The 25,187-nt window shown below is 38.1% G+C and carries 24 protein-coding genes; 15 read left to right on the top strand and 9 right to left on the bottom strand.

The features are described 5' to 3' along the window. Nucleotides 1–312 precede the first annotated feature (312 nt). From lptF to rsmA, 6 genes are all read left to right on the top strand, one after another. A complete protein-coding gene (gene lptF / locus ACFINL_RS02130) occupies nucleotides 313–1,503 on the top strand; it encodes an LPS export ABC transporter permease LptF (RefSeq protein ID WP_375649559.1) in 1,191 nt (396 codons plus the stop codon). Continuing rightward, on the top strand, nucleotides 1,500–2,591 hold the full coding sequence (lptG, locus tag ACFINL_RS02125) for an LPS export ABC transporter permease LptG (protein WP_375612925.1): 1,092 nt from the start codon (nucleotides 1,500–1,502) through the stop codon (nucleotides 2,589–2,591). The genes lptF and lptG overlap by 4 nt, the downstream gene beginning before the upstream one ends. Further along, complete coding sequence (locus tag ACFINL_RS02120) at nucleotides 2,592–4,952, top strand: LPS-assembly protein LptD (protein WP_375649554.1); 2,361 nt, start codon at nucleotides 2,592–2,594, stop codon at nucleotides 4,950–4,952. 109 nt (nucleotides 4,953–5,061) lie between these two features. Beyond that, nucleotides 5,062–6,018, top strand: a complete 957-nt coding sequence (locus ACFINL_RS02115) for a SurA N-terminal domain-containing protein (protein WP_375620739.1) — start codon at nucleotides 5,062–5,064, stop codon at nucleotides 6,016–6,018. After that, nucleotides 6,018–7,031, top strand: a complete 1,014-nt coding sequence (pdxA, locus tag ACFINL_RS02110; protein ID WP_375649548.1) for a 4-hydroxythreonine-4-phosphate dehydrogenase PdxA — start codon at nucleotides 6,018–6,020, stop codon at nucleotides 7,029–7,031. The genes ACFINL_RS02115 and pdxA overlap by 1 nt, the downstream gene beginning before the upstream one ends. Further along, nucleotides 7,022–7,852, top strand: coding sequence for a 16S rRNA (adenine(1518)-N(6)/adenine(1519)-N(6))-dimethyltransferase RsmA (rsmA, locus tag ACFINL_RS02105; RefSeq protein WP_375611238.1), 831 nt, complete (start codon nucleotides 7,022–7,024; stop codon nucleotides 7,850–7,852). The genes pdxA and rsmA overlap by 10 nt, the downstream gene beginning before the upstream one ends. A gap of 29 nt (nucleotides 7,853–7,881) precedes the next feature. Here the strand turns inward: rsmA and gmk are convergent, their stop codons facing one another. The 7 genes from gmk to ACFINL_RS02070 form a co-directional block, all read right to left on the bottom strand. Further along, nucleotides 7,882–8,559 carry a guanylate kinase gene (gene gmk / locus ACFINL_RS02100; RefSeq protein WP_375649540.1) on the bottom strand — a complete coding sequence of 226 codons (678 nt, stop codon included), beginning with the start codon at nucleotides 8,557–8,559 and terminating at the stop codon, nucleotides 7,882–7,884. 298 nt (nucleotides 8,560–8,857) lie between these two features. Next, nucleotides 8,858–9,967 carry an endolytic transglycosylase MltG gene (gene mltG / locus ACFINL_RS02095; RefSeq protein ID WP_375649533.1) on the bottom strand — a complete coding sequence of 370 codons (1,110 nt, stop codon included), beginning with the start codon at nucleotides 9,965–9,967 and terminating at the stop codon, nucleotides 8,858–8,860. 96 nt (nucleotides 9,968–10,063) lie between these two features. Next, complete coding sequence (fabF, locus tag ACFINL_RS02090; RefSeq protein ID WP_375622331.1) at nucleotides 10,064–11,326, bottom strand: beta-ketoacyl-ACP synthase II; 1,263 nt, start codon at nucleotides 11,324–11,326, stop codon at nucleotides 10,064–10,066. 101 nt (nucleotides 11,327–11,427) lie between these two features. Then, entirely contained in the window at nucleotides 11,428–11,664 is a 237-nt protein-coding gene (locus ACFINL_RS02085) for an acyl carrier protein (RefSeq protein ID WP_004860281.1), read from the bottom strand. A gap of 260 nt (nucleotides 11,665–11,924) precedes the next feature. Then, a complete protein-coding gene (gene fabG / locus ACFINL_RS02080; protein WP_375631720.1) occupies nucleotides 11,925–12,662 on the bottom strand; it encodes a 3-oxoacyl-[acyl-carrier-protein] reductase in 738 nt (245 codons plus the stop codon). Between the two features lie 18 nt (nucleotides 12,663–12,680). Further along, entirely contained in the window at nucleotides 12,681–13,625 is a 945-nt protein-coding gene (fabD, locus tag ACFINL_RS02075; protein WP_375612933.1) for an ACP S-malonyltransferase, read from the bottom strand. Nucleotides 13,626–13,702: 77 nt separating this feature from the next. Further along, nucleotides 13,703–14,290 (bottom strand): undecaprenyl-diphosphatase, encoded by a 588-nt coding sequence (locus ACFINL_RS02070; protein ID WP_375634131.1) that lies wholly within the window; start codon nucleotides 14,288–14,290, stop codon nucleotides 13,703–13,705. A gap of 335 nt (nucleotides 14,291–14,625) precedes the next feature. Here ACFINL_RS02070 and rpsF point away from each other — a divergent pair, with 335 nt between their 5' ends. The 9 genes from rpsF to ACFINL_RS02025 all read left to right on the top strand — a co-directional run bounded on the left by rpsF (nucleotide 14,626) and on the right by ACFINL_RS02025 (nucleotide 23,546). Further along, the gene (gene rpsF, locus ACFINL_RS02065) at nucleotides 14,626–15,033 is read left to right on the top strand and encodes a 30S ribosomal protein S6 (protein WP_375612935.1); all 408 of its coding nucleotides are present in this window, start codon (nucleotides 14,626–14,628) and stop codon (nucleotides 15,031–15,033) included. Further along, nucleotides 15,033–15,281 (top strand): 30S ribosomal protein S18, encoded by a 249-nt coding sequence (gene rpsR, locus ACFINL_RS02060; RefSeq protein WP_012754957.1) that lies wholly within the window; start codon nucleotides 15,033–15,035, stop codon nucleotides 15,279–15,281. The genes rpsF and rpsR overlap by 1 nt, the downstream gene beginning before the upstream one ends. Before the next feature lie 149 nt (nucleotides 15,282–15,430). Continuing rightward, entirely contained in the window at nucleotides 15,431–16,411 is a 981-nt protein-coding gene (locus ACFINL_RS02055) for a hypothetical protein (RefSeq protein ID WP_375634133.1), read from the top strand. Nucleotides 16,412–16,436: 25 nt separating this feature from the next. Beyond that, nucleotides 16,437–17,033 (top strand): 50S ribosomal protein L9, encoded by a 597-nt coding sequence (gene rplI / locus ACFINL_RS02050; protein WP_375611229.1) that lies wholly within the window; start codon nucleotides 16,437–16,439, stop codon nucleotides 17,031–17,033. Nucleotides 17,034–17,626: 593 nt separating this feature from the next. Next, nucleotides 17,627–19,117, top strand: a complete 1,491-nt coding sequence (locus ACFINL_RS02045; protein ID WP_273791081.1) for a replicative DNA helicase — start codon at nucleotides 17,627–17,629, stop codon at nucleotides 19,115–19,117. Nucleotides 19,118–19,123: 6 nt separating this feature from the next. Further along, complete coding sequence (gene radA / locus ACFINL_RS02040) at nucleotides 19,124–20,500, top strand: DNA repair protein RadA (RefSeq protein ID WP_375611228.1); 1,377 nt, start codon at nucleotides 19,124–19,126, stop codon at nucleotides 20,498–20,500. 142 nt (nucleotides 20,501–20,642) lie between these two features. Then, nucleotides 20,643–21,185, top strand: coding sequence for a CvpA family protein (locus ACFINL_RS02035; RefSeq protein WP_375611227.1), 543 nt, complete (start codon nucleotides 20,643–20,645; stop codon nucleotides 21,183–21,185). Between the two features lie 115 nt (nucleotides 21,186–21,300). After that, a complete protein-coding gene (purF, locus tag ACFINL_RS02030; RefSeq protein ID WP_375611226.1) occupies nucleotides 21,301–22,794 on the top strand; it encodes an amidophosphoribosyltransferase in 1,494 nt (497 codons plus the stop codon). A 2-nt stretch (nucleotides 22,795–22,796) separates the two neighbouring features. Further along, nucleotides 22,797–23,546 carry an SDR family NAD(P)-dependent oxidoreductase gene (locus ACFINL_RS02025; RefSeq protein WP_375611299.1) on the top strand — a complete coding sequence of 250 codons (750 nt, stop codon included), beginning with the start codon at nucleotides 22,797–22,799 and terminating at the stop codon, nucleotides 23,544–23,546. A 70-nt stretch (nucleotides 23,547–23,616) separates the two neighbouring features. On the opposite strand, the gene pssA is transcribed toward ACFINL_RS02025, so the two are convergent. Both pssA and ACFINL_RS02015 read right to left on the bottom strand, forming a co-directional pair. Then, nucleotides 23,617–24,456: a CDP-diacylglycerol--serine O-phosphatidyltransferase gene (gene pssA, locus ACFINL_RS02020; RefSeq protein WP_375611225.1), complete on the bottom strand. Its 840-nt coding sequence runs from the start codon at nucleotides 24,454–24,456 to the stop codon at nucleotides 23,617–23,619. An 8-nt stretch (nucleotides 24,457–24,464) separates the two neighbouring features. After that, entirely contained in the window at nucleotides 24,465–25,163 is a 699-nt protein-coding gene (locus tag ACFINL_RS02015; protein ID WP_375611224.1) for a phosphatidylserine decarboxylase, read from the bottom strand. Between the last annotated feature and the right edge of the window lie 24 nt (nucleotides 25,164–25,187).

Here is a 25,187-nt window from a genome sequence, read left to right as displayed (position 1 = left end):
AAGATATAAACCCTCTTTTTTGATTGAGATGCATTATCTTTTTGCACGTGTCTTTAAAAGACAAAAATTTTTATCTTCAACGTTAATAAAAAAGTTTTTTAAGTTATTTTCTAGATTCTTTGTAGACTATAGTTGAAAATAAAATATAATGTACGGAAAATTTAAAGAGGACCTCATAGGCAATTTTATATTATTTATTTGGTAAAAATATCCAATTCATGAAAGGATATTTTTTCAAACTTTATTACATTTTAACCGAAAGCAGTAAGAATATTTGCTATCGAATTAAAAACTGAGGATTTTCCCCAATTTATGCGTATTATTGAGTTCTACATCCTGAAACGTGTCCTTGTTTTGTTTAGTTCTGTCATGATTGCAGCAGTGGGCGTTAGTTGGACTATACAAATTCTTGCACGGATAAACTTTCTCACAACAAGTAAACAAACACTCCTCACAGTCTTACAATTTTCACTCTCATTGGTTCCTTCTGTTATTTTTGTTGTCATTCCGTTTGCATTAGTGATCGCAATTACAACCATCCTCTCAGCAATGCATCAAGAATCAGAACTTGCTGTCATCAATGCCTCTGGTTTTCCTAAAAGTACTGTTTGGAAACCTATCCTTCTTCTTGCTATTGTTGCATCCTGTACCTCCTTTTCTATAGCTAATTTTGTTGTTCCTCAAGCGCGTCTTCATATGCGACAAATGCTAGCAAGCGCTCATTTTGATCTTATTAATCTATTCATTAGTGAAGGGAGCTTCCAAAAACTCACCAATAACCTTTACATAGAAATTGGCGAACGAAATCCAAATGGAACACTTGAACGCCTTTTCATTGCCGACCAGCGTGATCCTAAGACTGATCTTTTTTATTATGCAACAGACGCATCCATTGTGAGCAATAAAAACGGCAGTTTTCTGGTTCTCAATAACGGTGAAATAGAAAGAGTCAATCATCAAAATAACAGTGTTTCAATCGTGCAATTTAGCTCATATACTTTTAGCCTAGGAGAGTTTATCCCCAGTGATAAAACACCTACTCTTTATCCAAAAGATCGGTCTCTTTCTTATTTACAAAACCCTGACCCAAAAGATCCCTACTATCAACGAAAACCACTCCAATATAAAGCTGAATTTCACCGCAGATTAACACAATGGCTCTACCCTATTGTTTTTTCACTTATTGCATTAGCAGCAGCAGGGGATGTACGCTCCCATCGACAAGCTCGTCATTCCGCAAATCTCTCGGCAATTGCCCTCTCTTTTCTGGTGTATTGGATAGGATATTTTTTCGCAGAAAAAGCAAAAAGCGATCTTGCATACGTTCCTCTCCTTTATATTATACCCATAGGAACAAGTGCATTTGTCTTTTTTATGCTTTTAACGAATCATAAAATTGGGCTTCCCACAAAAGTTAATGAGATACTTCAAATCGCTTTTCAAAAAATAATGAACAAATTTGAACAGCAAAAATCTCAAGATTCCTCGGATAAAATATCATGATTGGGTGGACACTTGGACGATATTTTTTTATACGGTATCTTAAAATAACTTGTTATTTCTGGGGAAGCATTTTTGTTCTTGCTCTTTTAATCGATTTCACAGAGAATTCTGGTAGGCTATCTTCCCTTCCGCATTATACAGCAAAAGATGCATTTTTCCTCTCTGCTTTACGCATCCCTTTTATCATGCAACAACTTATCCCTTTCATTGCACTCTTTTCTGCAATGGCAACGCTTATCTCGCTCAACAAAAAACTTGAACTTGTAGTGACTCGTTCAATCGGTGTTTCTGCATGGCAATTTCTTATGCCAGCTTGTTTTGGAGCTTTTCTTTTGGGATTATTTTCAATTCTTCTCATTAATCCACTTGCTGCATGGGGATTTTCTCAAGCAGAAAAAAAGATGACTGAATGGCGCAATCACAATGTACTAACACCTCTTCACAATACAAGTATCCACTGGTTAACACAACGTACAAATTTAGGCAGAACAACCATTGGTGCCAAATCTATCACCGATCAAGGACTTTCTCTTCTCGATGCCACCTTTGTACAATACAATGACAACGCAACCGTCAAAAATTGGATTAACGCCCCAAAAGCAACCTTGACTAATGGATTTTGGCTATTAACAAATGGAACAATCTATAAAATAGGGCATCCTCCTGAAAAATTTACCGTGTTGCAAATAAAAACCAATCTAAAACCTGAATTTTTAACGGAACGTTTAGTGAATCCCGCAACTATTCCATTTTACCAATTGCCAAAAAAAATTATGATTGCACGTTCATTTGGCTATTCTGCTAATAATTTTGATATGTATTTTCAATCTTTGATTGCATTACCGGCATTGCTTGTGGCAATGACCCTCATTGCAGCAACTGTATCTTTAAATTTTACACGTTTTGGGCAATCTAGAATGTTGATTCTTGGTGGCGTAATAGCTGGGTTTATGCTTTATGTTATTTCCGTACTTGTTCAAGCTTTCGGTAATGCTGGATATATTCCACCAATTATTGCAGCTTGGACACCCGTTGTTATTGCGTTATTCTTAGGAATCTCTTTTTTACTTCATAAAGAGGATGGCTAAGTGAAAGCATTAACACTTAAAAAAACTATTTTAACAAAATTAAGTGCTCTCGCTTTTAAAAGTGTTGTGGGGGTTATTTTAGGAAGTGCTTTGTCTTATTGTGCGCACGCTCAAAGCCTTCAATCTCCTTCTCAAAGTCGCATTCAAAATCTGGAACCTCCTCTTTTGCTCTCTGCGGATGAACTCATCTACAATCGTGATGAAAACACTGTTTCTGCACACGGTAATGTCCAAATCGAATATGATGGCAATAAAGTTGTCGCTCAAAAAATTATTTACAATCAAAAAACAGGACGGCTTATAGCACAAGGGAACGTTGAAATTACTCAAAAGGATGGTAATAAAATTTATTCCAACCAAATTGATATGACCAAAGATCTTGGCGAGGGTTTTGTAAACGCCCTACGTATTGATACAGCCAACAATGTTCACTTTTCAGCCCAAAATGCTACACGCAAACACAATCACATAACAGTCTTTGAAAATGCAACCTATACAGCCTGTGAACCTTGCTCTTATAAACCAGATAGAGACGTCCTATGGAAAATTAAAGCAAGAAAGATCATATGGAATAATAGCGTCAAAAAAATTCGGTTTGAAAATAGCAGTTTTGAAGTTTTTGGTGTACCGATTATAAAATTTCCAAATTTTGAGATCTATGATCCAACGGTCAGGCGTGCTAGCGGTCTGCTTACTCCTCATTTTTTTTATACTGATTATCTCGGTATGGGGATAAAGAATTCTTATTTCTGGAATCTCGCCCCCCATTATGATTTTACCCTTTCTTCTACGGTTTATACCCAACAAGGGCTTTTAACCGAAGGGGAATGGCGTCAGCGTTTAAAAACGGGACGTTATAACATTCGCTTTGCTCATATATATCAAATGAAACCGCATAGATTTGATAATGATACGATTGATGCCCAACATAAAAACCGTTATATGCTGGCGACAAAGGGGGATTTTCGTATTAATTCACACTGGACTTATGGATGGGATATTCTTGCACAATCAGATCGGCATTTTAGTCGTGCCTATAAACTTGAAAACTATAACAATCCTACACAACTTTCTCAGATCTATCTGAATGGTCTTGCAGGAAAAAATTATTTTGATATGCGTTTTTATCATTTTAAAGTTCAAGATTCAATATTGAATGATCCTCATTATGAACGTCACTCTCGGCAAGCGTGGGTCTTACCACGCATCGATTATTTTTTCACACCAGATGAACCCATTTATAATGGAGAGCTTACCTTCCATAGTAATATGCAATCAGTTTATCGTCGCCATGCTGACTTCAGTTCACCCGACCAGAACGGAACCCCTCTCAACACAGTAAAACTTTCTGGTATGGCTGGAAATAGTTTGCGTTTAACAAACGAGCTTCAGTGGAAAAAGCGCTTCAACACGCACAACGGACTCATCTTAACCCCTCTTCTCTCTCTACGAGCTGATATCATTACAACCAATGCAAGCGAAAATCACACAGATTTTATAGAAAACAATACCTTATCCGCAATTCATGGTTCAGCAATTCGTGGCATGGCAACAGCAGGGTTGGAACTACGCTATCCCTTCCTCATTACAGCTGATCATTCTACACATATTATAGAACCAACTGCACAAATTTTTATACGCAATAATGAACAATATATTGGACAAATTCCTAATGAAGATGCTCAAAGCTTTGTCTTTGATGCAACCACTCTCTTTCAACGAGACAAATTTTCTGGTTATGATCGTGTAGAAGGTGGTACAAGAGCCAATATAGGTATAAGATATTCTGGAAGCCTTAATGATAATTGGTCTCTTTATGGTCTCATTGGACAATCCTTTCATCTAGCAGGAAAGAATTCTTTTGCAGAAAAGGACTTTATCAATGTCGGTACTCATTCTAGCTTAGAGGCAAAACGTTCAGACTATGTTGCAATGTTTGGTACAACCCATAAAAGTGGTTTTTCCTTAGAAACGCGTGGACGCTTTGATAAAAAAACAGGAAAAATCCGCCGTAGTGAAATCGAAGCATCACAAAAATGGCAAAATTTTTGGGCGGCTCTACAATATGCCTATATCGCAAAGCAACCAGATTATGAATATTCTCAAGAGCGCCAAGAAATTTCTTTTCAAACAGGACTTAAATTGGCAGATTATTGGTCCATTAATAGCAACGCCGGTTATGATTTAGTATCTGGTACATTTATAAAGCGAGGAATTAGCTTGAGTTATATGGATGAATGTTTCGGGTTAACATTCGGTTATCAACAGGTAACGAATCCAGGCAGGAAAGCACCCTTGCAAAACTTTAATTTCTCTCTTTCATTGCGTACGATTGCAGATATCGGAAAAAAGATAGATTAATTTATAAAGGGAATGTATCAGTCATTTAACTTATCATTGTTTTTATGAAAGAAAGCGTGTATTTTAAGTTGTTGATGAGAATTAATAAACAATGCGAAAGCCTATTTACATGAATAAATTGAAAAAGCGTTTTCTTGCTTTATTTTATATTGCATCTTTGAGCGTAAGTAGCCTGCTAATAAATGGATTTTTGATTCCGACAGTCTTTGCGCAGACTTCTATTGTTGTTACAGTTAATGGCAACCCCATCACAAATTATGATATACAAAGACGCCTTGCTTTTCTCAGGCTACAACAAAAGCAAGGCAATTTGGTGGCACAGGCTAAAAAAGAGCTTATTGATGAAAAGCTAAAAAATATTGAAATAAAACGTCGTAATATTGAAGTAAGCAATGATGAAGTTGATAGAGCTTTTGAGAATTTTGCGACACAAAATAATATGACGATTGATCAGCTCAACCAGATTCTGATCCAAACTGAGATCACAGTGCAACACTTTAAAGATTACATCCGTGGACAAATAGGATGGGGGCGTCTTGTTAGCGCACGCTATCAAGCTGAAACAGGTATGATTAGCGAACAAGAAGCTGTACGCAGAATATTAAAAAATGGTGGTGTAAAACCTTCAACCAACGAATATACATTACAGCGAATTGTTTTTGTCATTCCTGCACATCGTCGTTCAGAGATCTTTGAAAGACGTCAAAGAGAAGCAAGTAATTTTCGCGCACATTTCCGTGGATGTGCCAATGCTCACAATCAAGCAAGAGGTATTTTAGACGTTACTATCCGCCACTTAGGAAAGTTTCTGGAGCCACAACTTCCTAATGCATGGGAACAAGCTATTCTTGAAACGCCTGCTGGAAAAATGACAAAATTACAAGAAACATCTGATGGAATCGAAGCAATTGCTGTCTGCAAAATAAAAAGAGTTTCTGATGATTATGTCGCTCGACTGATATTTTCTCTTCAAGATAGTAAAAAAAGAAGCCCGCAAAAACTTGAAGAATTAAGCGACAAATATTTAGGAGAACTGCGCCGAGTGGCACGCATTCAAAATTCATAATGGCTGCTCTTATTGTTAGCGGTGGTGATCCTGCCGGAATTGGTCCTGAAATAGTACTAAAAGCGTGGAATTTGCGTGTTACGCGCCAAATTCCACCTTTTGTACTTCTTGCTGATCCAGATGTTATTCGTTCGCGCGCTCGTTTTTTACAGATTGATGTTGAGGTGCAATCTGTTTTAATCAATAATCCTGCAAAAAATTTTCAAAGCGCTCTTCCTATCATACCGTTAAAAAACAAACAAAGTGATCAATTAGGTATACCTTCATCGAAAAATACAGCTGGAATTATTGAAGCAATTAAACGCTGTGTTCAATTGATTCAAAATGGCCATGCATGTGCACTTATCACTTGTCCTATTGCAAAAAAGAGTCTTTATGATGCCGGTTTTCAATTTCCAGGTCATACAGAATTTTTAGCCGATTTAGCCCATAAAGCTTTTCATAAATGTTATCATCCAGTTATGATGTTAGCAGGACCTCGATTAAAAACAGTACCAATAACTGTTCATATTCCATTTAAAAATGTTCCTTCACAGCTTACCCGTGATTTAATTATTCAAACGGTACTTACTACTGAATATGACTTAAAAACAAGGTTTAAAATAACGTCACCCCGACTAGCTGTTGCTGGTCTTAATCCTCATGCTGGAGAAGGAGGTGCAATGGGAAAAGAAGATATTGAAATTATCACTCCTGCTATTGAATATCTTAAAAAGAAAGGACTCAATATTGCAGGCCCGCTGCCTGCCGACACAATGTTCCATGAATGCGCAAGAAAAGCATATGACGTTGCCATTTGTATGTATCATGATCAAGCCCTTATCCCTGTTAAGACATTAGACTTTGATAGCACTGTTAATGTCACGTTAGGTCTACCTTTTATTCGCACGTCTCCAGATCACGGGACTGCTTTTGACATTGCTGATAAAGGGATAGCCTCTCCCGAAAGCTTTATTGCTGCTCTTAAACTTGCAAATCAACTTGCAAAAAATAGTTTAAACCCATGCCAATAGATAATCTCCCTCCTCTGCGTGAGGTCATTGATATATATGGATTACAAGCGCATAAATCTTTGGGGCAGAATTTTCTTTTTGATCTTAATTTAACATCTAAAATTGCTCATCAAGCAGGCAATATAGAAGGAAAACCTGTTCTTGAAATTGGTCCTGGTCCTGGAGGTCTCACACGTGCCTTGCTAGCAAAGGGTGCCATTGTAACAGCAATAGAACGCGATGAGCGCTGCATACCGGCTCTCTTAGAAATAGAAAAACACTATCCTAAAAAATTAAAAGTTATTTGTAATGATGCACTGAAGCAAGATTTCTCAAAACTCTTTGAAACAAGCCCTGTAAAACCGCGCATTATTGCAAATCTTCCCTATAATATTGGGACACAACTCTTATTAAATTGGCTTTTGACTGAACCATGGCCTCCTTTTTATGAATCAATGACATTGATGTTTCAACGTGAAGTTGCCAAACGGATTACAGCTAAACCTCAATCTACTCATTATGGACGTCTTAGTGTCTTAACTGGCTGGCGTACCACTGCTAAAATTGCTTTTGATGTCCCCCCTCAAGCCTTCATACCAATACCTAAAGTAACGTCTTCCGTTGTTCATATTATTCCGCGAATACAACCTCTTTCCTGCTCTGCACAAAAACTAAGCCTCGTCACAAAAACCGCCTTTGGGCAAAGACGAAAAATGCTTCGTCAAAATCTCAAAATACTTGGAGGTGAAGAGCTATTAGAAAAAGCTGGAATTGATGGAACGCGCCGTGCTGAAACGCTCTCGATTTCTGAATTTGTAACTTTAGCGCATCTAGTGCTCTAAAAAATGCACTTTGTGTTATAAAACCTTTTTTAATCACAACATTTATCGATTTTTTCAGCAATAAGCCCATCAACAAAAGAGCCAAGATAAGAACAACGCTCACGTTTTACGGTTTCAGCTAAATAAATTGATTTAATAAAAGATAAAGACTGATCTAAATCTTCGTTAATCACAACATAATCATAAGAAAGCCAATGCTTTAACTCCGTTCGTGCATTTTCCAATCGCAAATTGACAGTATCTTGACTATCTTCTGCTCGACGATGTAAACGCGAAACAAGCTCTTTCATTGATGGTGGAAGAATAAAAACAGATACAGTGTCTCCTAGCATCTTTTTTTGCAGCTGCTCGGTACCTTGATAATCAATATCAAATAACATATCTTGGCCAGCATTCAATGCGCTTTCAACAGTTTCACGTAAAGTGCCATAATAATTTCCGTGAACTTCTGCCCACTCAATAAATTCATCCCTATCACGCTTATATTCAAACTCTTCTTTTGAAATAAAGTAATAATGCAGCCCATCTACTTCACTAGGACGCCTCTTCCTTGTAGTTACACTTACGGAAAGCTCTAATTGTCCATCTTTTAGAAGTAATCGAGAAATTGTTGATTTACCAGCGCCTGAAGGTGAAGAGAGAATAAATAAAAAACCGCGGCGTTGATTTATTTTTATAGCACTCAATTTACTTTCAAAGACTGTCATTACATCACTCTACTTTGTTCATAAATGTTTCTCCAAAATTTGAATTATACATTATCTCAACCTCTCCCCTAATCAATGTGTTTTCTTAGCAATTCTCAATGTTATTTTGCTCTTTTTTGAGATAAGGTATTAGCAGTATATTCACTTTTTTCTTAAATATTTTTATCCATACGCCAACCCACTTGTGACAGACAAGAAAATGATTTTTTATCATTCTCATAAAAAATTTAAATAGAAAAATTTTACTATATTTGGGATTCTCATTTACGATGCAAAAAGATGTGTTATCACTATAAATTCAATGTTTTGCCTTTAATTCTCGCCACTTACGAACATTCATATTATGTTCCTCTAAGGTTCGAGAAAAAACATGCCCACCTGAACCATCAGCAACAAAATAAAGTGCATCACTGCTTGGTGGATGTGCCACCGCTTTCAAAGAATCTCGACCTGGATTTGCAATAGCTGTTGGAGGCAAACCATTAATTTTATAAGTATTATAGGGTGTTTCCTTCTCAAGATCTGAACGATAAATTGCACGACCGGATGGTTTTCCTTTTCCTCCAAAGAGACCATAAATTACTGTTGGATCAGATTGAAGACGCATATGCTTTGTAAGGCGATTATAAAATACTGCAGCAACCATTGGTCTTTCTGCTGCAATTCCCGTTTCTTTCTCAACAATTGAGGCTAATATAACAAATTCATCAATCGATTTAATGGGTAAATCAGGTGAACGCGTAGCCCATATAGCATGAATTAATTTTGTCTGTCCTTCACGCAATCTGTTTACAATCTCTTTACGCGTTGTCCCCCGAATAAAGCGAACAGTATCCGTCATTAAATAGCCCTCTGGAGGCAAATTTTTTGGAAGGTCTCCAATCAAAATTTCATTCGCAGCTAATCGATCGAAAACTTGCTGAACCGTTAAACCTTCTGGTACGGTAAATGCATACTCAATGGATTTTCCTTTCACAAGAATATCCATAATATCCTGCATCGAAGCATGAGCTGGAATTAAATATTCACCAGCCTTCAGATGCGTTGTTTTTTGGTGATAACCAACCCCATAAACAAAAATATCTGATGATCGAATGAAACCACGTTTTTCTAGCAATGAAGCAATTTCACGAATTCCGGTACCAGGATGGATAAGAACAATTTGTTCTTCCTCAATTTTTCCCTTTTCTTCAAAAATACTTTTTCCAATATAAAGAGGAATACTTATGGCAAAAAGAATAATCACAATCAGCATAAGAAAAAAATGACCGAGAATGACCAACGGATTACGGACGATAGATGATTTCTTTCGTTTTTTATGTATTAACATGTCATAACTATCTGCTAAATGATTCGAAGAGGAATCACTTACGTCCTTTAATGATTTTCCATTTTTCACATCGGACATAACCCCTCAATAGCGATTAAGGATAATATTATAATTTCTTATTCACCTTATAATAAAGTAGAAAACTCAAAAGCAAAAATTAAATAAAAATACTTATTATCCCCTAAAACGTCGCATCACCAACGATGCATTTGTCCCACCAAATCCAAAAGAATTAGAAAGAATCGTATCAATCTTTCGTTCACGCGGTTTGTGTGGTACAAGATCGATTTTCGTTTCAATCGATGGATTGTCAAGATTAAGTGTCGCTGGGGCTATATTATCCCGTATAGCTAAAATAGAAAAAATAGCCTCAGCAGCACCGGCTGCACCAAGTAAATGCCCGATAGATGATTTCGTTGATGACATAGAAACTTGTGGTGCATAACTCCCTAAAACACGCTCAACAGCCGCTAGCTCTATGGAATCAGCCATCGTAGATGTACCATGAGCATTAATATAATCAAGTTCACTTACATTCACTTGTGCACGCTTAAGAGCAGCTATCATACTACGCTGAGCCCCTTCACCACTTTCTGAAGGCGCTGTAATGTGGTAAGCGTCACCAGATAAACCATAGCCAATAACCTCAGCATAAATACGCGCTCCTCGTTTTTTGGCATGTTCCAGCTCTTCTAAAACAACAACAGCTGCTCCTTCCCCCATCACAAAACCATCACGATCAGTATCATAAGGACGTGACGCCCGTTCAGGATCATCATTGCGACAAGTAGAAAGAGCTCTACAAGCTGCAAAACCTGCAAGAGATATCCGATTTATCGGAGATTCAGTCCCCCCTGCCACCATGACATCTGCATCACCAAACATAATCAAACGTGCCGCATCACCAATTGCATGCGCCCCTGTTGAACAAGCCGTTACAACAGAATGATTAGGCCCCCGTAAACCATATTGAATAGACACATAACCAGAAGCAAGATTAATCAAACGACCTGGAATAAAAAAAGGAGAAACACGACGTGGACCCTTATCACGAAGCGTATAACCAGCTTCAACAATACCCTCAACTCCCCCAATTCCCGAACCAATTAACACGCCTGTACAAATCTGATCTTCATCACTCTTAGGAAACCATTCGGCATCTGCAAGCGCTTGGTTAGCAGCTGCCATTGCATAAACAATAAATGCATCAACTTTACGTTGCTCTTTAGGTTCCATATACAAATCAGCATTATAAGTCCCCTCTGTTCCATCCCCTAAGGGGATACGCGCAGCAATCTGGCATGGCAAATCTGACACATCAAACTCAGTGATACGTCGGACACCACTTCTTCCTTCAAGAAGTCGTTTCCAACTATATTCAGTATTACCAGCTAATGGAGATACCAACCCTAAACCAGTAACAACAACACGTCTCATAACTTCTAACCTTGAACTAAACTTCACCTCTCAAAGCTCTCTTTTCAAAAGAGCTCCGAAGAATATAGGCAAAAGCAATTTATGCCTTTGCCCTTTAGTAATCACGCAGAAGCTTTATCAATGAACTTGACTGCATCGCCAACTGTAAAAATCGTTTCAGCAGCTTCATCTGGAATTTCTACCCCAAACTCTTCTTCAAAAGCCATAACGAGTTCAACCGTATCAAGGCTATCAGCCCCTAGATCATCGATAAAGCTTGCATTTTCTACAACTTTATCAGCATTAACCCCAAGATGTTCCACGATAATTTTCTTAACGCGCTCTACTGTATCACTCATGTTGAAATCCTCGAATTTATATTTCCTATAATTTGGTTAACTATATCGGTTCATCTAATCAAGCAATAGATGCATTACTTTAAAAGATTTTAGTAATGATTTAAAACATCCTGTGGATATCCCCTACAAAATGAACCAATCTGACATTCCGACATCAATTGATCAACGACCATATTAAAGAAATAGATGCATCTATCCATTTCAATCGTTACTATCTAAAATAATACAACTCATAAATCAATGTGGAATAAAATAAATACTCAAATCATTGCCATTCCACCATTGATATGGAGTGTTTGACCTGTCGTATAGGCTGCTTCATCGCTTGCTAAATAAACAGCAGTAGCGGCTATTTCTTGCCCACTTCCCATACGTTTCATCGGAATCGCAGCCATAATGGCTTCTTTTTGCTTTTCATTAAGCTTGTCTGTCATTGCGGATTTAATAAATCCTGGAGCAATACAATTGACAGTGATGTTTCGCGAAGCAATTTCTTGTGCCAATGCTTTAGAAAAACCTATCAAGCCTGCTTTTGCAGCACAATAATTCGTTTGTCCAGGGTTTCCCACAACACCAACAACAGATGTAATGTTAATAATCCTTCCATAACGGCGGCGCATCATAGAATGTATTAATTCACGCGTCAAAAGAGAAGCAGCTGTTAGGTTAACTTCTAAAACATCATCCCAGTCTTTATCTTGCATACGCACAAAAAGACCATCCCTAGTGATTCCCGCATTGTTAACCAAAATATCGACGCCATCCATTTTTCTCTCTGCAACTTCAGCCAATTGTTTAATCGATTGGCGTTCAGAAAGATTAGCGGGAAATACAAAAACATTCTGCCCTAATTCTGCCGCCACTTCTCTGAGCTTTTCTTCACGTGTTCCATGAAGTCCAACAATAGCTCCTTGTGCATGAAAGCAGCGTGCAATTGCCTCACCAATTTCTCCCGAAGCCCCCGTTACAAGAGCTTTACGCCCTGTTAATCTAAACATTTTTAAACTCCTTATAGATTAAACGCCAAGCATGCCTAGCGCTGATTCTATTTCATCAACTGTTCCAATTGTTACCCCCTTTATATCTTTGTTAATACGACGCGTTAAACCTGTTAATACTTTTCCAGAACCAACTTCAAAAAGCGTATCAACCCCATTCGCAGCGATCCATTCTATTGTTTCACGCCATCGCACCCTCCCAGTCACTTGTTGGACAAGAAGAGTAGTAATACGCTCTGGATTGCTCTCAGGTGCAACAGAAACATTGGCAATCAAAGGAACAATAGGGGACATTTTGTTAACAGTCAAAAGTGCTTTCTTCATGGCATCAGCAGCAGGTTGCATTAAAGATGAATGAAAAGGTGCAGAAACAGGAAGAAGAAGTGCACGTTTTGCACCTTTTGTTGATGCAATCTCTACCGCTGCCTCAACTGCTTTTGCTTTACCGGAAATAACAATTTGCCCACCACCATTATCATTAGCAATCTGACATAGTCCTTCTCCAGAAACAGTTTCACAAATTTCTTCCACAATGTGCTCTTCTAAACCAATTAATGCAGCCATAGAACCTTCACCAACCGCGACAGCAGCCTGCATAGCATTGCCACGAATACGCAAAAGTCTTGCCGTATCTGTGAGAGTAAATGTACCAGCAGCACAAAGAGCCGAATATTCGCCTAAAGAATGACCAGCAACAAACCTTACCTTTTCTTCTATACGAAGCCCTAATTGTTTCATCACACGAATGACAGCCATAGATACAGCCATTAATGCCGGTTGTGCATTTGCTGTTAACGTTAAAACATCTGCTGGTCCTTCAAAAATGATCTTTGATAATTTCTCACCCAAAGCATCATCAACTTCCTCGAAAACCATCCGTGCGACAATAAATTGCTCTGCAAGCGCTTTCCCCATACCAACAAGTTGACTCCCCTGCCCTGGAAAAATAAAAGCTGCACCCATTTATCAACTCCTAAAACTGTACAATTAAATTATTTTCTTTTGACCTTATTCATCCGCACAAATCAAGATAAAGCCCTTTATTTAAAACGAATACCACACTTAAAATTATATTTTAAAGGCGGAATTTGATATAAAAACTTAGGGAAATAGGGTGCTATAAACTGAATAATACCCAAACTTATGAGACTTCCTAAAAGTGCACCTGCTAAAATATCAAAGGGATAATGTACACCCACAAAGATGCGCGCCCAACAGATTAAGCATAAAAACACTACGGCAAATTTAAAAGTAACTTTGTATCGGTAAAAATAAAAGTTAGCTGCATAAGATGCAATGGTCAAGGCATGATTACTAGGAAAAGAAGCTGTTGCACGATGTTGAATAAGCGGTGTCGTCAGCCCTACCACGAATGGGCGAGGATGAAAATAAAAAAGAGAAATGAGATAACCTATGAAAAGAGATGCACAAATACTCATGCAAATGCTTAGCACAACACACCGCTCCCTCTCCCCACCACAAAACCACAACGCACAAAGATGGAGAGGAATAATATAAATTAAAAACTTTGCACAAAAAATACTAAACAAAACTACAATCGACCAAGCTTGATGATTGCCGACAAACATTTCAAAGAGTGTAACATCAATCTGGTTTAAAAAGTCCATTTTTCCCTCCTTTGCCTTTATATTACAGTATTATCTTTTTGTAGAAGAAGGAAATATATCAAGATTTAACAAATCAATTTTTTTATGTGCATAAACTTGCTATTTTAAAAGATAACCTGTAGATATGAAATATTCGTTGCCGGCACTTTAGCTGGAGGTTGAACGGAGGGCTGTAAAATATCAGTAGGAAATACAATGTTTCCGGCCTCCCGTATCTCCGCTCTGAGATGTCTCGAATTGTAAACGCGTCCTTTCTTCTTTGGATTTCCAAAAAAGACAAGTCGCAGAGGCTTTGCGCTAAAACCGGTGAAATTTAATTGAAGAAAGGCAAAACAATGGCTCTTTATGAACATATGTTCCTTGCCCGACAAGACATTGCACCGCAGCAAGTTGATGAACTTTTGAGTCTCTACAAAGGTGTCATTGAAGCGCATGGTGGAAAAGTTGGGCGTATAGAAAATTGGGGACTTCGTCCTCTTGCTTACCGTATTCGTAAAAACCGTAAAGCTTATTATGTCTTAGTCAATATTGATGCACCAGCTTCAGCAATTGCTGAAGTGGAGCGTCAGATGCGCATCAATGAAGATATTTTGCGTTATATGACCATTCGCGTAGAAAAACACGAAAAAGAAAAATCTGCTATGCTCTCACACCTTGATCGCAATAGTCACATTGGACATGATGAAGAGCGTCCTCGTTTTCCACGTCGTCAACGTGAAAATACTATAGAAGGGGTAGAATAATGACTGATACTAATCAAAACTCTGCACGTCGCCCCTTTCATCGTCGTCGTAAAACATGTCCTTTTTCAGGGACCAATGCTCCCAAAATTGATTATAAAGACATCAAGTTGTTACAACGTTATATTTCCGAACGTGGGAAAATTGTTCCTTCACGGATTACTGCTGTTAGTCAGAAAAAACAGCGTGAATTAGCTAATGCTATCAAACGTGCTCGCTTTTTAGGCTTACTTCCGTACGTTATAAAGTAAGCAATCAATACGCTATGCAACTGGAGAGTTTCTCCAGTTGCATTTCTTATATGGTTAAAAAATAGCTTGTTGTGTCCTATGTTAAGCTATTAAATGTCAAAGTTGGGGTATTGACACACCTCTAACTGCAGAAAGCAGGACAGCAATAAATGAAAAAAAATCGTACTTATGAGATATTAACCGGTATTTTGGCAGGATTATTTGCTGTTGTGATAGGACTGGCAATCATCAGTGTTGCAAATATCGCGCCCTTTTTTTCTCTTCTTCTTGGCTGCTTTCTTTCATTGCCAATTTTTATTGTTGCGTTCGGTCAAGGAACATTAGCCAGTCTCATCGCCCTCATAAGTGCCACTGTTGTTCTTATCATAACCACTAATACCTATATTGCTCTTGGCTTTATGTTCTTATTTTTCCTTCCTGCTGTCTATGCTTCTTGGCTTCTTGGGCTTGCACGACCAGCGCAAAAAGAAAACGAACTGATATGGTATCCATTATCATCGGTTATTTTTCATTTAACTAATTTTATCGCTCTTATAGCAACTTTCATTGGGCTCTATGTTCAAACACGTCCTTCCACACCCATCGTTGCAAAAAAAATCACCGAAAACATAGCACAAACTCTGCAACAAACACAGTCAATAAAAGAAGCCGATATACGCGCTTTTAGTGAGCTTTTAATGACGCATACAGCAACTTTTACTGCTTTTTCTTTGACTATTTATAGTTTGGTTTTTCTCATTGGTAACCTTTACTTTTCCATGATAGCAGCACAACATATGAAATGGCTGAAAAGACCCCGTGATGATTGGAGCCAAACTCTCCGCCTTCCCATTTCTGGAATTGTTATTTTCATTATTGTTTGCATAGCATCGATGGTTGAGCTGAGCGCTTCTCTTAACTTGAGTACCCGTGTCTTTAGTACTGCATACATTGTCATCATATTAATTAGCGGTCTAGCATATCTTCACAATATTACAAAAGGGGTAAACGGTCGGATTATTATACTTTCTCTTGTTTATATTGCTATTTTAACAGTCGTTTTTACTCCACCTATTGTTTTCATGATGCTTTTGATGGGAATTTGGGCTGCTATTCAATACAATTTTCAATCACGCAAAAAACTCCACTAAATTTATTTGTTCGAAAGGAAAAACTATGGATATTATTTTACTTGAGCGCATTCCTCGTCTTGGTCAGATGGGTGATATTGTCTCAGTTAAAGATGGTTATGCGCGTAATTTTCTCTTGCCTCAAGGTAAAGCTTTACGCGCAAATGAAGCTAATAAAAAACATTTTGAGATACAACGTGCACAACTTGAAGCACGTAATCTTGAACGCAAAAGCGAAGCGCAAAAAATTGCTGAAAAACTTGATGGACAATCATTCATTGTTGTTCGTTCTGCTGGTGAAACAGGACAACTTTATGGTTCTGTGTCAACACGTGATATTGCTGAAATCATAACAGATGAAGGCTTTTCTATTGGAAGAAATCAAATCGAACTTAATCATCCAATAAAAATGATCGGTCTTCACACTATCACTCTTAGCTTACATCCAGAGGTTCAAATTTCTGTGATTATTAATGTTGCGCGTTCTACCAGTGAAGCACAACGCCAAGCAGAAGGTGAAACCCTCACTTCGGCTAAAGAAATATATAATATTCAAGAAGAATTATTAGAAGAAAGTCAGGAAGAATTATTGGCAGAAGAAATTAATGACAACGATATAAACAGTTCTCATCAAGAAGCTTAATTTCTATTTTTTCTTTCTGTTTTATATTTTTTATTCCATTTTAAATATCGATCATAAAATACTCGCACTTTAAAAGTGAGTATTTTATGGCTATCGTACATAAAGAACCTAATTTTTATGAAAGAATTAGAAATATACTATTTAAAGGCATTACATGCCGAGAATGGTAGTATCACTAAGAGGAAATGTCTTTTGTTTTCCAGCATATAAAGTAAAAATAATTTAAAGTTCTACCCTTAAGACTAAAGTTTGTATGAGCGTTAATTTGATTATATCCTCACATGATCTGAAATAATTTCAGTTATAAAAAATAATTCTACTTACACAGATATTGGAATTTTAAGGTTAAGTAACTTAAAAATACTTAAATTTAGAGTAGCAAAACTTCCACTTTAAAATCACATATTATAAAATAAAATAGATAGACGTTATATAAATAATACACAAATGATAAATGAGGAACGAAAAGAGAGTTTTAAAAAATTATATAATTTTAACTTAAAATGAAGGTTTGTAGCTCTATTCTTTTAATTATACGATTTTCAATTTATCGCCTAAAGTAGCTAGACTTAGAATTTTAGTGGAAAAATATTATGGAAGAAACTAACGTTGTTAATGTCAGCTCTTCAAAGAAAGAGGATTCTCCTTCTTTTCGGCAACTTCCGCATAATATTGAAGCTGAACAGGCATTGCTTGGTGCCATCTTTATCAACAATGATTCTCTTGACCGCGTTTCAGATTTTCTAAAACCAGAACATTTTTTTGAACCATTGCATCAAAAAATTTATCATGTTTTATCTCACCTTATTAAAACAGGAAAACGTGTAGATCCAGTTACAATCAAGCCCTATATCCAAATGGAAGAAAAAATTGGAGATATTACTGTATACCAATATGTTGTTCGCTTAGCCACAGAGGCAGTCACTATTATTAACGCTGAAGATTATGGACGCGTCATTTACGATCTTTTTATCCGACGGTCTTTGATTAACCTTGGAACTCAAGTTGTCAATACAGCCTTTGATGCTCCTGTAGAACTCACGCCTACCCAACAAATTGAAACTGTTGAAAATCAGTTATTTGAGCTAGCAGAAAAAGGGAAATATGGAGGTGGATTTGAAAATTTTAATGAGGCTATTAAAAAAGCTATCGATATGGCAAGTGCTGCGAAAAAGCGCTCTTCACAATTATCAGGGATAGCCACCCATATTAAAACACTTGATGAAAAAATGGGAGGATTACAAGCATCTGACTTAATTATCCTTGCGGGCCGCCCTGGTATGGGTAAAACCTCACTGGCTACCAATATTGCCTTTAATATTGCTAATGCTTATAATCGTAATGCCAATATCCAAGAAAATGAAGGCGGCATTGTGGGATTCTTCTCACTTGAGATGTCATCCGAACAGCTTGCAACCCGTATTATTTCTGAACAAACAGAAGTCTCTTCTTCTGATATTCGGCGTGGCAATATTTCAGATGAACAATTTTCAAAAATTATTCGTGCGGTGAACCAACTACAAAAGGCACCACTTTATATTGATCAAACTGGGGGAATATCAATTACGCAATTAGCTGCTCGTGCGCGGCGTCTCAAGCGGCAACATGGTTTAGATATCTTGTTTATTGACTATATCCAACTCATGACAAGCAGTTCAAAGCGTTCATCAGAAAATCGTGTTCAAGAGATTACAGAAATTACCACAGGATTAAAAGCATTAGCGAAAGAACTTAATATTCCTATTATCGCTCTCTCTCAACTTTCACGTCAAGTAGAAAATAGAACAGATAAACGTCCACAGCTCTCAGATTTACGTGAATCTGGTTCAATTGAGCAAGATGCCGATATCGTTCTGTTTGTCTATCGCGAAGAATATTATCTCAAAAATGAAGAACCAAAACTAGGTAGCTTGGAACATACGAAATGGCAAGAAATAATGGATAAAGCTTTTGGAAAAGCTGACGTTATTATTGCAAAACAGCGCCATGGGCCGACAGGAATCGTGCCCCTTGCCTTTCAATCTGATTTCACACGCTTTAGTGATCTGGCCGATAGCAATTACCTTCCAGAGCAAATTGGTTAAATCGACATGGCGCGTAATCGTATTCAATTTATCTGTCAAAATTGCGGAACCATCCATTCTCGTTGGGCAGGGAAATGTAGCGCTTGTGGGGAATGGAATTCCCTTATCGAAGAAACTATAAATAGCGGCATAGGAAGTGGTCCTAAGCAGAATGCTCGTAAAGGACGCATTGTCACACTCACATCTCTTTCTGGAAATATCGAAGATGCTCCACGTATTCATTCTGGTATTGCTGAACTTGATCGTGTTACCGGTGGGGGCTTTGTCCGTGGATCAGCACTCCTTGTTGGAGGTGATCCGGGTATTGGTAAATCAACATTGCTAACACAAACAGCTGCTGCTTTATCTCGTAAAGGATATAATGTCATCTATGTTTCAGGTGAAGAGGCTATTGCGCAAATTTGTCTGCGCGCACAAAGGCTTGAAGCTAACAATACAGAAGTGAAACTTGCTGCTGAAACCAATGTTGAAGATATTCTGGCAACCTTAAGCGAACATAAAAACCTTGATATGGTGATTATCGATTCGATTCAAACCCTATGGTCAGATACAGCAGATTCAGCACCTGGCACTGTCACACAAGTACGTATCGGTGCTCAGGCAATGATCCGCTTTGCCAAGAAAACAGGAACCGCCGTTGTTCTTGTTGGGCATGTTACAAAAGATGGACAAATTGCTGGTCCTCGAGTCGTTGAACATATGGTTGATGGCGTTCTCTATTTTGAGGGTGAAGGAGGACATCATTATCGCATTCTTAGAACTGTAAAAAATCGCTTCGGACCAACAGATGAGATTGGTGTCTTTGAAATGTCTGATAAAGGATTACGCGAAGTGATAAATCCATCTGAATTATTTTTAGGGGAACGTAATGAAAAAGCACCAGGCGCTGCTGTTTTTGCAGGAATGGAAGGGACACGCCCGATACTCGTAGAAATTCAAGCGCTTGTTGCTCCTTCTTCCCTTGGGACACCAAGACGTGCAGTTGTCGGATGGGATGGAAATCGCCTTTCTATGATTCTTGCCGTTTTAGAAGCCCATTGTGGCATTCGTTTTGGACAGCATGATGTCTATCTGAACGTAGCAGGTGGATATCGCATATCAGAACCCGCTGCTGATTTAGCTGTAGCCGCTGCTTTGGTATCTTCTCTTGCCAATATCGCATTGCCAACGGATTATGTATATTTTGGTGAAGTCAGTCTTTCAGGAGCTACCCGCGCTGTTGCACATTCAGCACAGCGCATCAATGAAGCAAAAAAACTCGGCTTTCAAGGAGCCTTTCACCCCACAACAACAACCGAAATGATGAAGTCGCTCAACTTTCAACAAAAAACTTTCTCCGACCTTCCCGAACTCGTTGCTACTCTTACCGTAAGTAAAAAATGATCTGCACCACAGATATGATAATATAGAAAAAACTCTATAAAATACAAAAGATCCTTGCTATAAGAACAAAAAATGGCATAACAAAAAATATATTTGCACACAGACTTAAAAGAACACAACTTTATGTATAAGGAACAAACAAATGATCATAACAATCCTTGATGGAATTGTCGTAGTAATCATCCTGTTGTCCGCTTTTCTTGCTATGCTTCGAGGATTTTCACGTGAAGTGTTATCGTTGATTTCTTGGGCAGTTGCAGCTGTTACGACACTGTTTTTATTCAAACCTGTCTTACCTTTCTTTGAACAATATCTCTCTAATAAAATGATTGCATTGATCACAACATTGGTCACAATTTTTATTATTGTTCTCATTATTACTTCAATTATTACAATGAAGATCTCTGATTTTATTATTGATAGTCGAATTGGTATCCTTGACCGTGCTATTGGTTTTATTTTTGGAGCACTTCGTGGTTTATTTATCATGGTCATCGGTATGTTGCTGCTTAATGCACTGATTAAACCCGAGCTTCAAGCGAATTGGTTAAAAAATGCAAAAACAAGGCCTATTTTAGATTCATTGGGACAAAAAGTTTGGGAAATACTCCCCAAAGATATTGGATCTGTTCTCGAAAAGACGGAAAATTTGTTTAAAGACAGCAATAAACATACGTATGAGTAACACTCTCATGAAAAGATAATTTTCAAAAAATAGAGAATAGTTTTTCATGAGGAAAGAGAACTAAATGATGTAAAATGTGATATTAATGATTCCTACATATCACAACTGAAAGAATATGATGATAAAAAGCGATGTTTTCTGTCAAGAATTTTCATTAGATGATGATACCCTTCATGAAGAATGTGGAGTTTTTGGTATTCTTGGGCATGAAGATGCCGCAACATTAACAGCTCTTGGACTCCACGCACTTCAGCATCGTGGGCAAGAAGCAGCTGGGATTGTTTCTTACCATAATAAAATATTTCATCAAGAAAAGCATTTAGGTCTTGTTGGAGATCACTATACAAACCCTGCAACACTTGCGCGCTTACCAGGAAATCGTGCTATTGGACATACCCGTTATTCAACAACTGGAGAAGTGGCATTACGCAATGTTCAACCCCTTTTTGCTGAATTGAAAGTTGGAGGTATTGCTATTGCGCATAATGGTAATCTTACCAATGGTCTCACATTACGCCGTGAACTCATCGCTTCTGGTGCTATCTGTCAATCAACGTCGGATTCAGAAGTTTTTCTCCATCTTATTGCCCGCTCACGTTATGAGTCGTCCTCTGATCGTTTTGTTGATGCGATTCGGCAAGTAGAAGGTGGGTATGCTATGTTAGCGCTCACACGTACAAAACTTATTGCGGCACGCGATCCAACAGGAATTAGACCTCTCGTGATGGGGGAACTTGATGGTAAGCCTATCTTTTGTTCTGAAACTTGTGCTCTTGATATTATTGGAGCAAAATATGTCCGTGATGTTAAAAATGGAGAAATCATCATATGTGAAATACAAAAAAATGGGGAAATTACAAAAAAAATTATAAAACCAGAAAATACACAACCAGAAAAACTTTGCTTGTTTGAATATGTTTATTTTGCCCGCCCAGACTCAATCGTTGGAGGGCGTAGTGTTTATACAACACGCAAAAATATGGGAATCCGTTTAGCACAGGAAGCCCCTTGTGAGGGTGATGTTGTGGTTCCTGTTCCTGATGGAGGAACGCCTGCTGCAATTGGCTATGCACAAGAAATTGGAATTCCCTTCGAGCTTGGCATTATTCGTAATCACTATGTTGGCCGCACTTTTATCGAACCAACACAACAAATTCGCGCTTTTGGCGTCAAGTTAAAACATTCGGCAAACCGTCCTGTGATTGAAGGAAAACGTGTTATTCTGGTTGATGACTCTATTGTGCGTGGAACAACATCCCTTAAAATTGTACGAATGCTTCGCGATGCAGGAGCAAAAGAAGTTCATATGCGCATTTCTAGCCCTATGATTTTTTATCCTGACTTTTATGGTATTGATACACCTAAAGCTGAAAACCTTTTAGCAAATCAATATCCAGATTTAAAATCTATGTGTGATTTTATTGGAGCGGATTCATTAGAATTTCTTTCAACGGATGGATTATATCTTGCTGTAGCAGGGGAAAAACGGAATAACGCCAATCCACAATTTACTGACCATTATTTTACTGGATATTATCCTACGCATCTGGTTGATCAAGAAAATCTCTCCAAAATTCATCAATCATCTGTTCTTAAAACAAGAGATTAATGATGACAAAACGTGACTTTAGTCTCCATGGGCGTGTTGCACTTGTTACTGGCGCATCAAGAGGGATTGGCTATCATTTGGCACTCGAGCTTGCTGCACGCGGCGCTCATATTATTGCTCTTGCACGAACAGTCAGTGGACTTACTGAATTAGATAATCAAATCCGAGAAAAAGGGGCTCATACAACCCTTGTTCCCCTTGACTTGCATCATATGGAAAACATCGATACCCTTGCTATCTCAATTGCCAAACGCTGGAAAAAACTTGATATTATCGTTGCAAACGCAGGAATTCTTGGAACACTCTCACCAATAGCGCATATAGAAAACACGGTATTTGAAGATGTTTTTCAAATAAATCTTTTCAGCCAATGGCGCTTAATGAAAGCCGTTGAGCCTTTATTACGTGAATCTGATGCTGGACGAGCCATCCTGTTATCCTCAAGCGTTGCGCATGCTGCGCGCCCTTTCTGGGGAGCTTATGCAGCCTCTAAAGCGGCTTTAGAGGTGATTGCCCGCTGTTGGGCAGAAGAACTCAAACAAACCCCTATTAAGATTAATTGTGTCAACCCTGGTGCCACACGCACTGCCATGCGCGCTGAAGCTATGCCCGGTGAAGATCCACAAACTCTCCCTTCACCACAAGAGGTTGCAAAAAAGATAGTCCATTTGTTATCACCTGATTTAAAGGAAACTGGAAAACTCTTTAATGTCCATAAAAATCGGTTTGTAGATTATCATGTACCTGATTGATCATCATATGAGAAGTAAATCGTTTGACTCTCTCTTTTTCTTGTGATTTTCGACAGAAGAATGAAGCACTTTATAATTCTTGGATAGCTTTAGCATCAGCCTTTTTCTCTTCTAAAGTAGCACGTTTATTATAAGCGATAAAACTACACGGGAGAAAAATCATATAGCTAACAGCTGTAATCAATAAAGTTTCCCATGTGTAAGTCGCAAGAAAACCGACATAAATAACAATGACCAACATGCACGGTATAACGATATCGCGCCTTAAATTTTGATCAATTGTTTTTGCATTCCATACCGGTAAACGACTAATCAAAAGAAAAGCAATAATTACAGTATAAAGACTAAAAAATAATGCCCACCCCCAATTGGGGACCAAACCAAGAGTGCCTAAATAGGTAGGCAATAAAAGTAATAATGCTCCTGCTGGTGCTGGAACACCAACAAAATAACTTCTCTGCCACTTAGGTATATTGGGGTTATCTAACATCACATTAAAACGTGCTAATCGCAAACAACAAGCAACACAATAAACAAGGGCAGCAACCCACCCAATATGATTCGCTTGATTCAAGATAAAAGAATAAACAATGAGTGCAGGGGTAACACCAAAATTTATAACATCAGCAAGAGAATCCATCTGTGCCCCAAAAGATGAACTACCATCTATTAAACGGGCAATGCGACCATCAGCACCATCTAAAACTGCAGCCAAAAGCACCATTAAAATAGCAGCTTCATAACGATGTTCAAAAGCCAAACGAATGCTGCTCATCCCTGCACAAATTGCTAAAATAGTAATGATATTAGGAATAACATACCGCATTGATGTAGGTGAACGCCGCCGATTTGCAACATCATCATGCTGCCCCTCAGGATTGAATGAAGAAAATGGCGAAAAATTTTTCATTGTGAGTCCTAATCGTATCTGAAGCCCGTTGTGGCACTCTTATCATCAAAAGAACCCAAAACTGTTTCTCCAGCAATTGCTGTCTGTCCAACTGCAACACGCAATTTCATTTCAGTTGGTATATAAACATCAAGGCGAGAACCAAAACGAATCAATCCAAATCGCTCACCAGTCATAACGGCATCGTTTTCTTTTGACCAGCAAACAATCCGGCGTGCAACCATTCCCGCTATTTGTACGACACCAATTTTACCATGTTTGCTATCAATTACCACCCCATTACGCTCATTAAACTGACTAGCCTTATCAAAGTCAGCATTGGTAAATCGACCTGGATGATAAACGATAGACTCTACTGTACCACTGATAGGAATACGATTAATATGGCATGAAAAAACATCCATAAAAATGGAAATACGAATCATTTCATCTTTCCCTAATCCTAATTCTTCAGGTGGAACACATGATTCCACAAATGAAATACGCCCATCTGCAGGCGACATAACCCAATTTGAATTCAAAGGGATCACACGATCTGGATCACGGAAAAAGTATACACACCACACCGTGAGAACGAGACCAAACCAAAACAACGGACTCCATATCCAACCAAGAATGAGCGAAATAACAAAAAACGCTACAATAAAAGGATAACCTTCTTTATGAACCGGTACAAAGCTATTATGGAAAGATTGCAGAATACTCATATAATTTCCTATTCATCGTAAACT

Origin of the sequence: Bartonella sp. AA78NXGY (assembly GCF_042197005.1) — a bacterium.
Taxonomy (GTDB): Bacteria; Pseudomonadota; Alphaproteobacteria; order Rhizobiales; family Rhizobiaceae; genus Bartonella.
The sequence above is the reverse complement of the archived record's forward strand: the minus strand, read 5'-3'. Positions and strand labels throughout refer to the sequence as shown.

Coding starts and splice junctions, on each gene's coding strand:
- lptF (WP_375649559.1), top strand. CDS start 313: ATGCGTATTATTGAGTTCTACATCCTGAAACGTGTCCTTGTTTTGTTT.
- lptG (WP_375612925.1), top strand. CDS start 1,500: ATGATTGGGTGGACACTTGGACGATATTTTTTTATACGGTATCTTAAA.
- ACFINL_RS02115 (WP_375620739.1), top strand. CDS start 5,062: ATGAATAAATTGAAAAAGCGTTTTCTTGCTTTATTTTATATTGCATCT.
- pdxA (WP_375649548.1), top strand. CDS start 6,018: ATGGCTGCTCTTATTGTTAGCGGTGGTGATCCTGCCGGAATTGGTCCT.
- rsmA (WP_375611238.1), top strand. CDS start 7,022: ATGCCAATAGATAATCTCCCTCCTCTGCGTGAGGTCATTGATATATAT.
- gmk (WP_375649540.1), bottom strand. CDS start 8,559: ATGACAGTCTTTGAAAGTAAATTGAGTGCTATAAAAATAAATCAACGC.
- mltG (WP_375649533.1), bottom strand. CDS start 9,967: ATGTCCGATGTGAAAAATGGAAAATCATTAAAGGACGTAAGTGATTCC.
- fabF (WP_375622331.1), bottom strand. CDS start 11,326: ATGAGACGTGTTGTTGTTACTGGTTTAGGGTTGGTATCTCCATTAGCT.
- ACFINL_RS02085 (WP_004860281.1), bottom strand. CDS start 11,664: ATGAGTGATACAGTAGAGCGCGTTAAGAAAATTATCGTGGAACATCTT.
- fabG (WP_375631720.1), bottom strand. CDS start 12,662: ATGTTTAGATTAACAGGGCGTAAAGCTCTTGTAACGGGGGCTTCGGGA.
- fabD (WP_375612933.1), bottom strand. CDS start 13,625: ATGGGTGCAGCTTTTATTTTTCCAGGGCAGGGGAGTCAACTTGTTGGT.
- ACFINL_RS02070 (WP_375634131.1), bottom strand. CDS start 14,290: ATGGACTTTTTAAACCAGATTGATGTTACACTCTTTGAAATGTTTGTC.
- rpsF (WP_375612935.1), top strand. CDS start 14,626: ATGGCTCTTTATGAACATATGTTCCTTGCCCGACAAGACATTGCACCG.
- rpsR (WP_012754957.1), top strand. CDS start 15,033: ATGACTGATACTAATCAAAACTCTGCACGTCGCCCCTTTCATCGTCGT.
- ACFINL_RS02055 (WP_375634133.1), top strand. CDS start 15,431: ATGAAAAAAAATCGTACTTATGAGATATTAACCGGTATTTTGGCAGGA.
- rplI (WP_375611229.1), top strand. CDS start 16,437: ATGGATATTATTTTACTTGAGCGCATTCCTCGTCTTGGTCAGATGGGT.
- ACFINL_RS02045 (WP_273791081.1), top strand. CDS start 17,627: ATGGAAGAAACTAACGTTGTTAATGTCAGCTCTTCAAAGAAAGAGGAT.
- radA (WP_375611228.1), top strand. CDS start 19,124: ATGGCGCGTAATCGTATTCAATTTATCTGTCAAAATTGCGGAACCATC.
- ACFINL_RS02035 (WP_375611227.1), top strand. CDS start 20,643: ATGATCATAACAATCCTTGATGGAATTGTCGTAGTAATCATCCTGTTG.
- purF (WP_375611226.1), top strand. CDS start 21,301: ATGATGATAAAAAGCGATGTTTTCTGTCAAGAATTTTCATTAGATGAT.
- ACFINL_RS02025 (WP_375611299.1), top strand. CDS start 22,797: ATGACAAAACGTGACTTTAGTCTCCATGGGCGTGTTGCACTTGTTACT.
- pssA (WP_375611225.1), bottom strand. CDS start 24,456: ATGAAAAATTTTTCGCCATTTTCTTCATTCAATCCTGAGGGGCAGCAT.
- ACFINL_RS02015 (WP_375611224.1), bottom strand. CDS start 25,163: ATGAGTATTCTGCAATCTTTCCATAATAGCTTTGTACCGGTTCATAAA.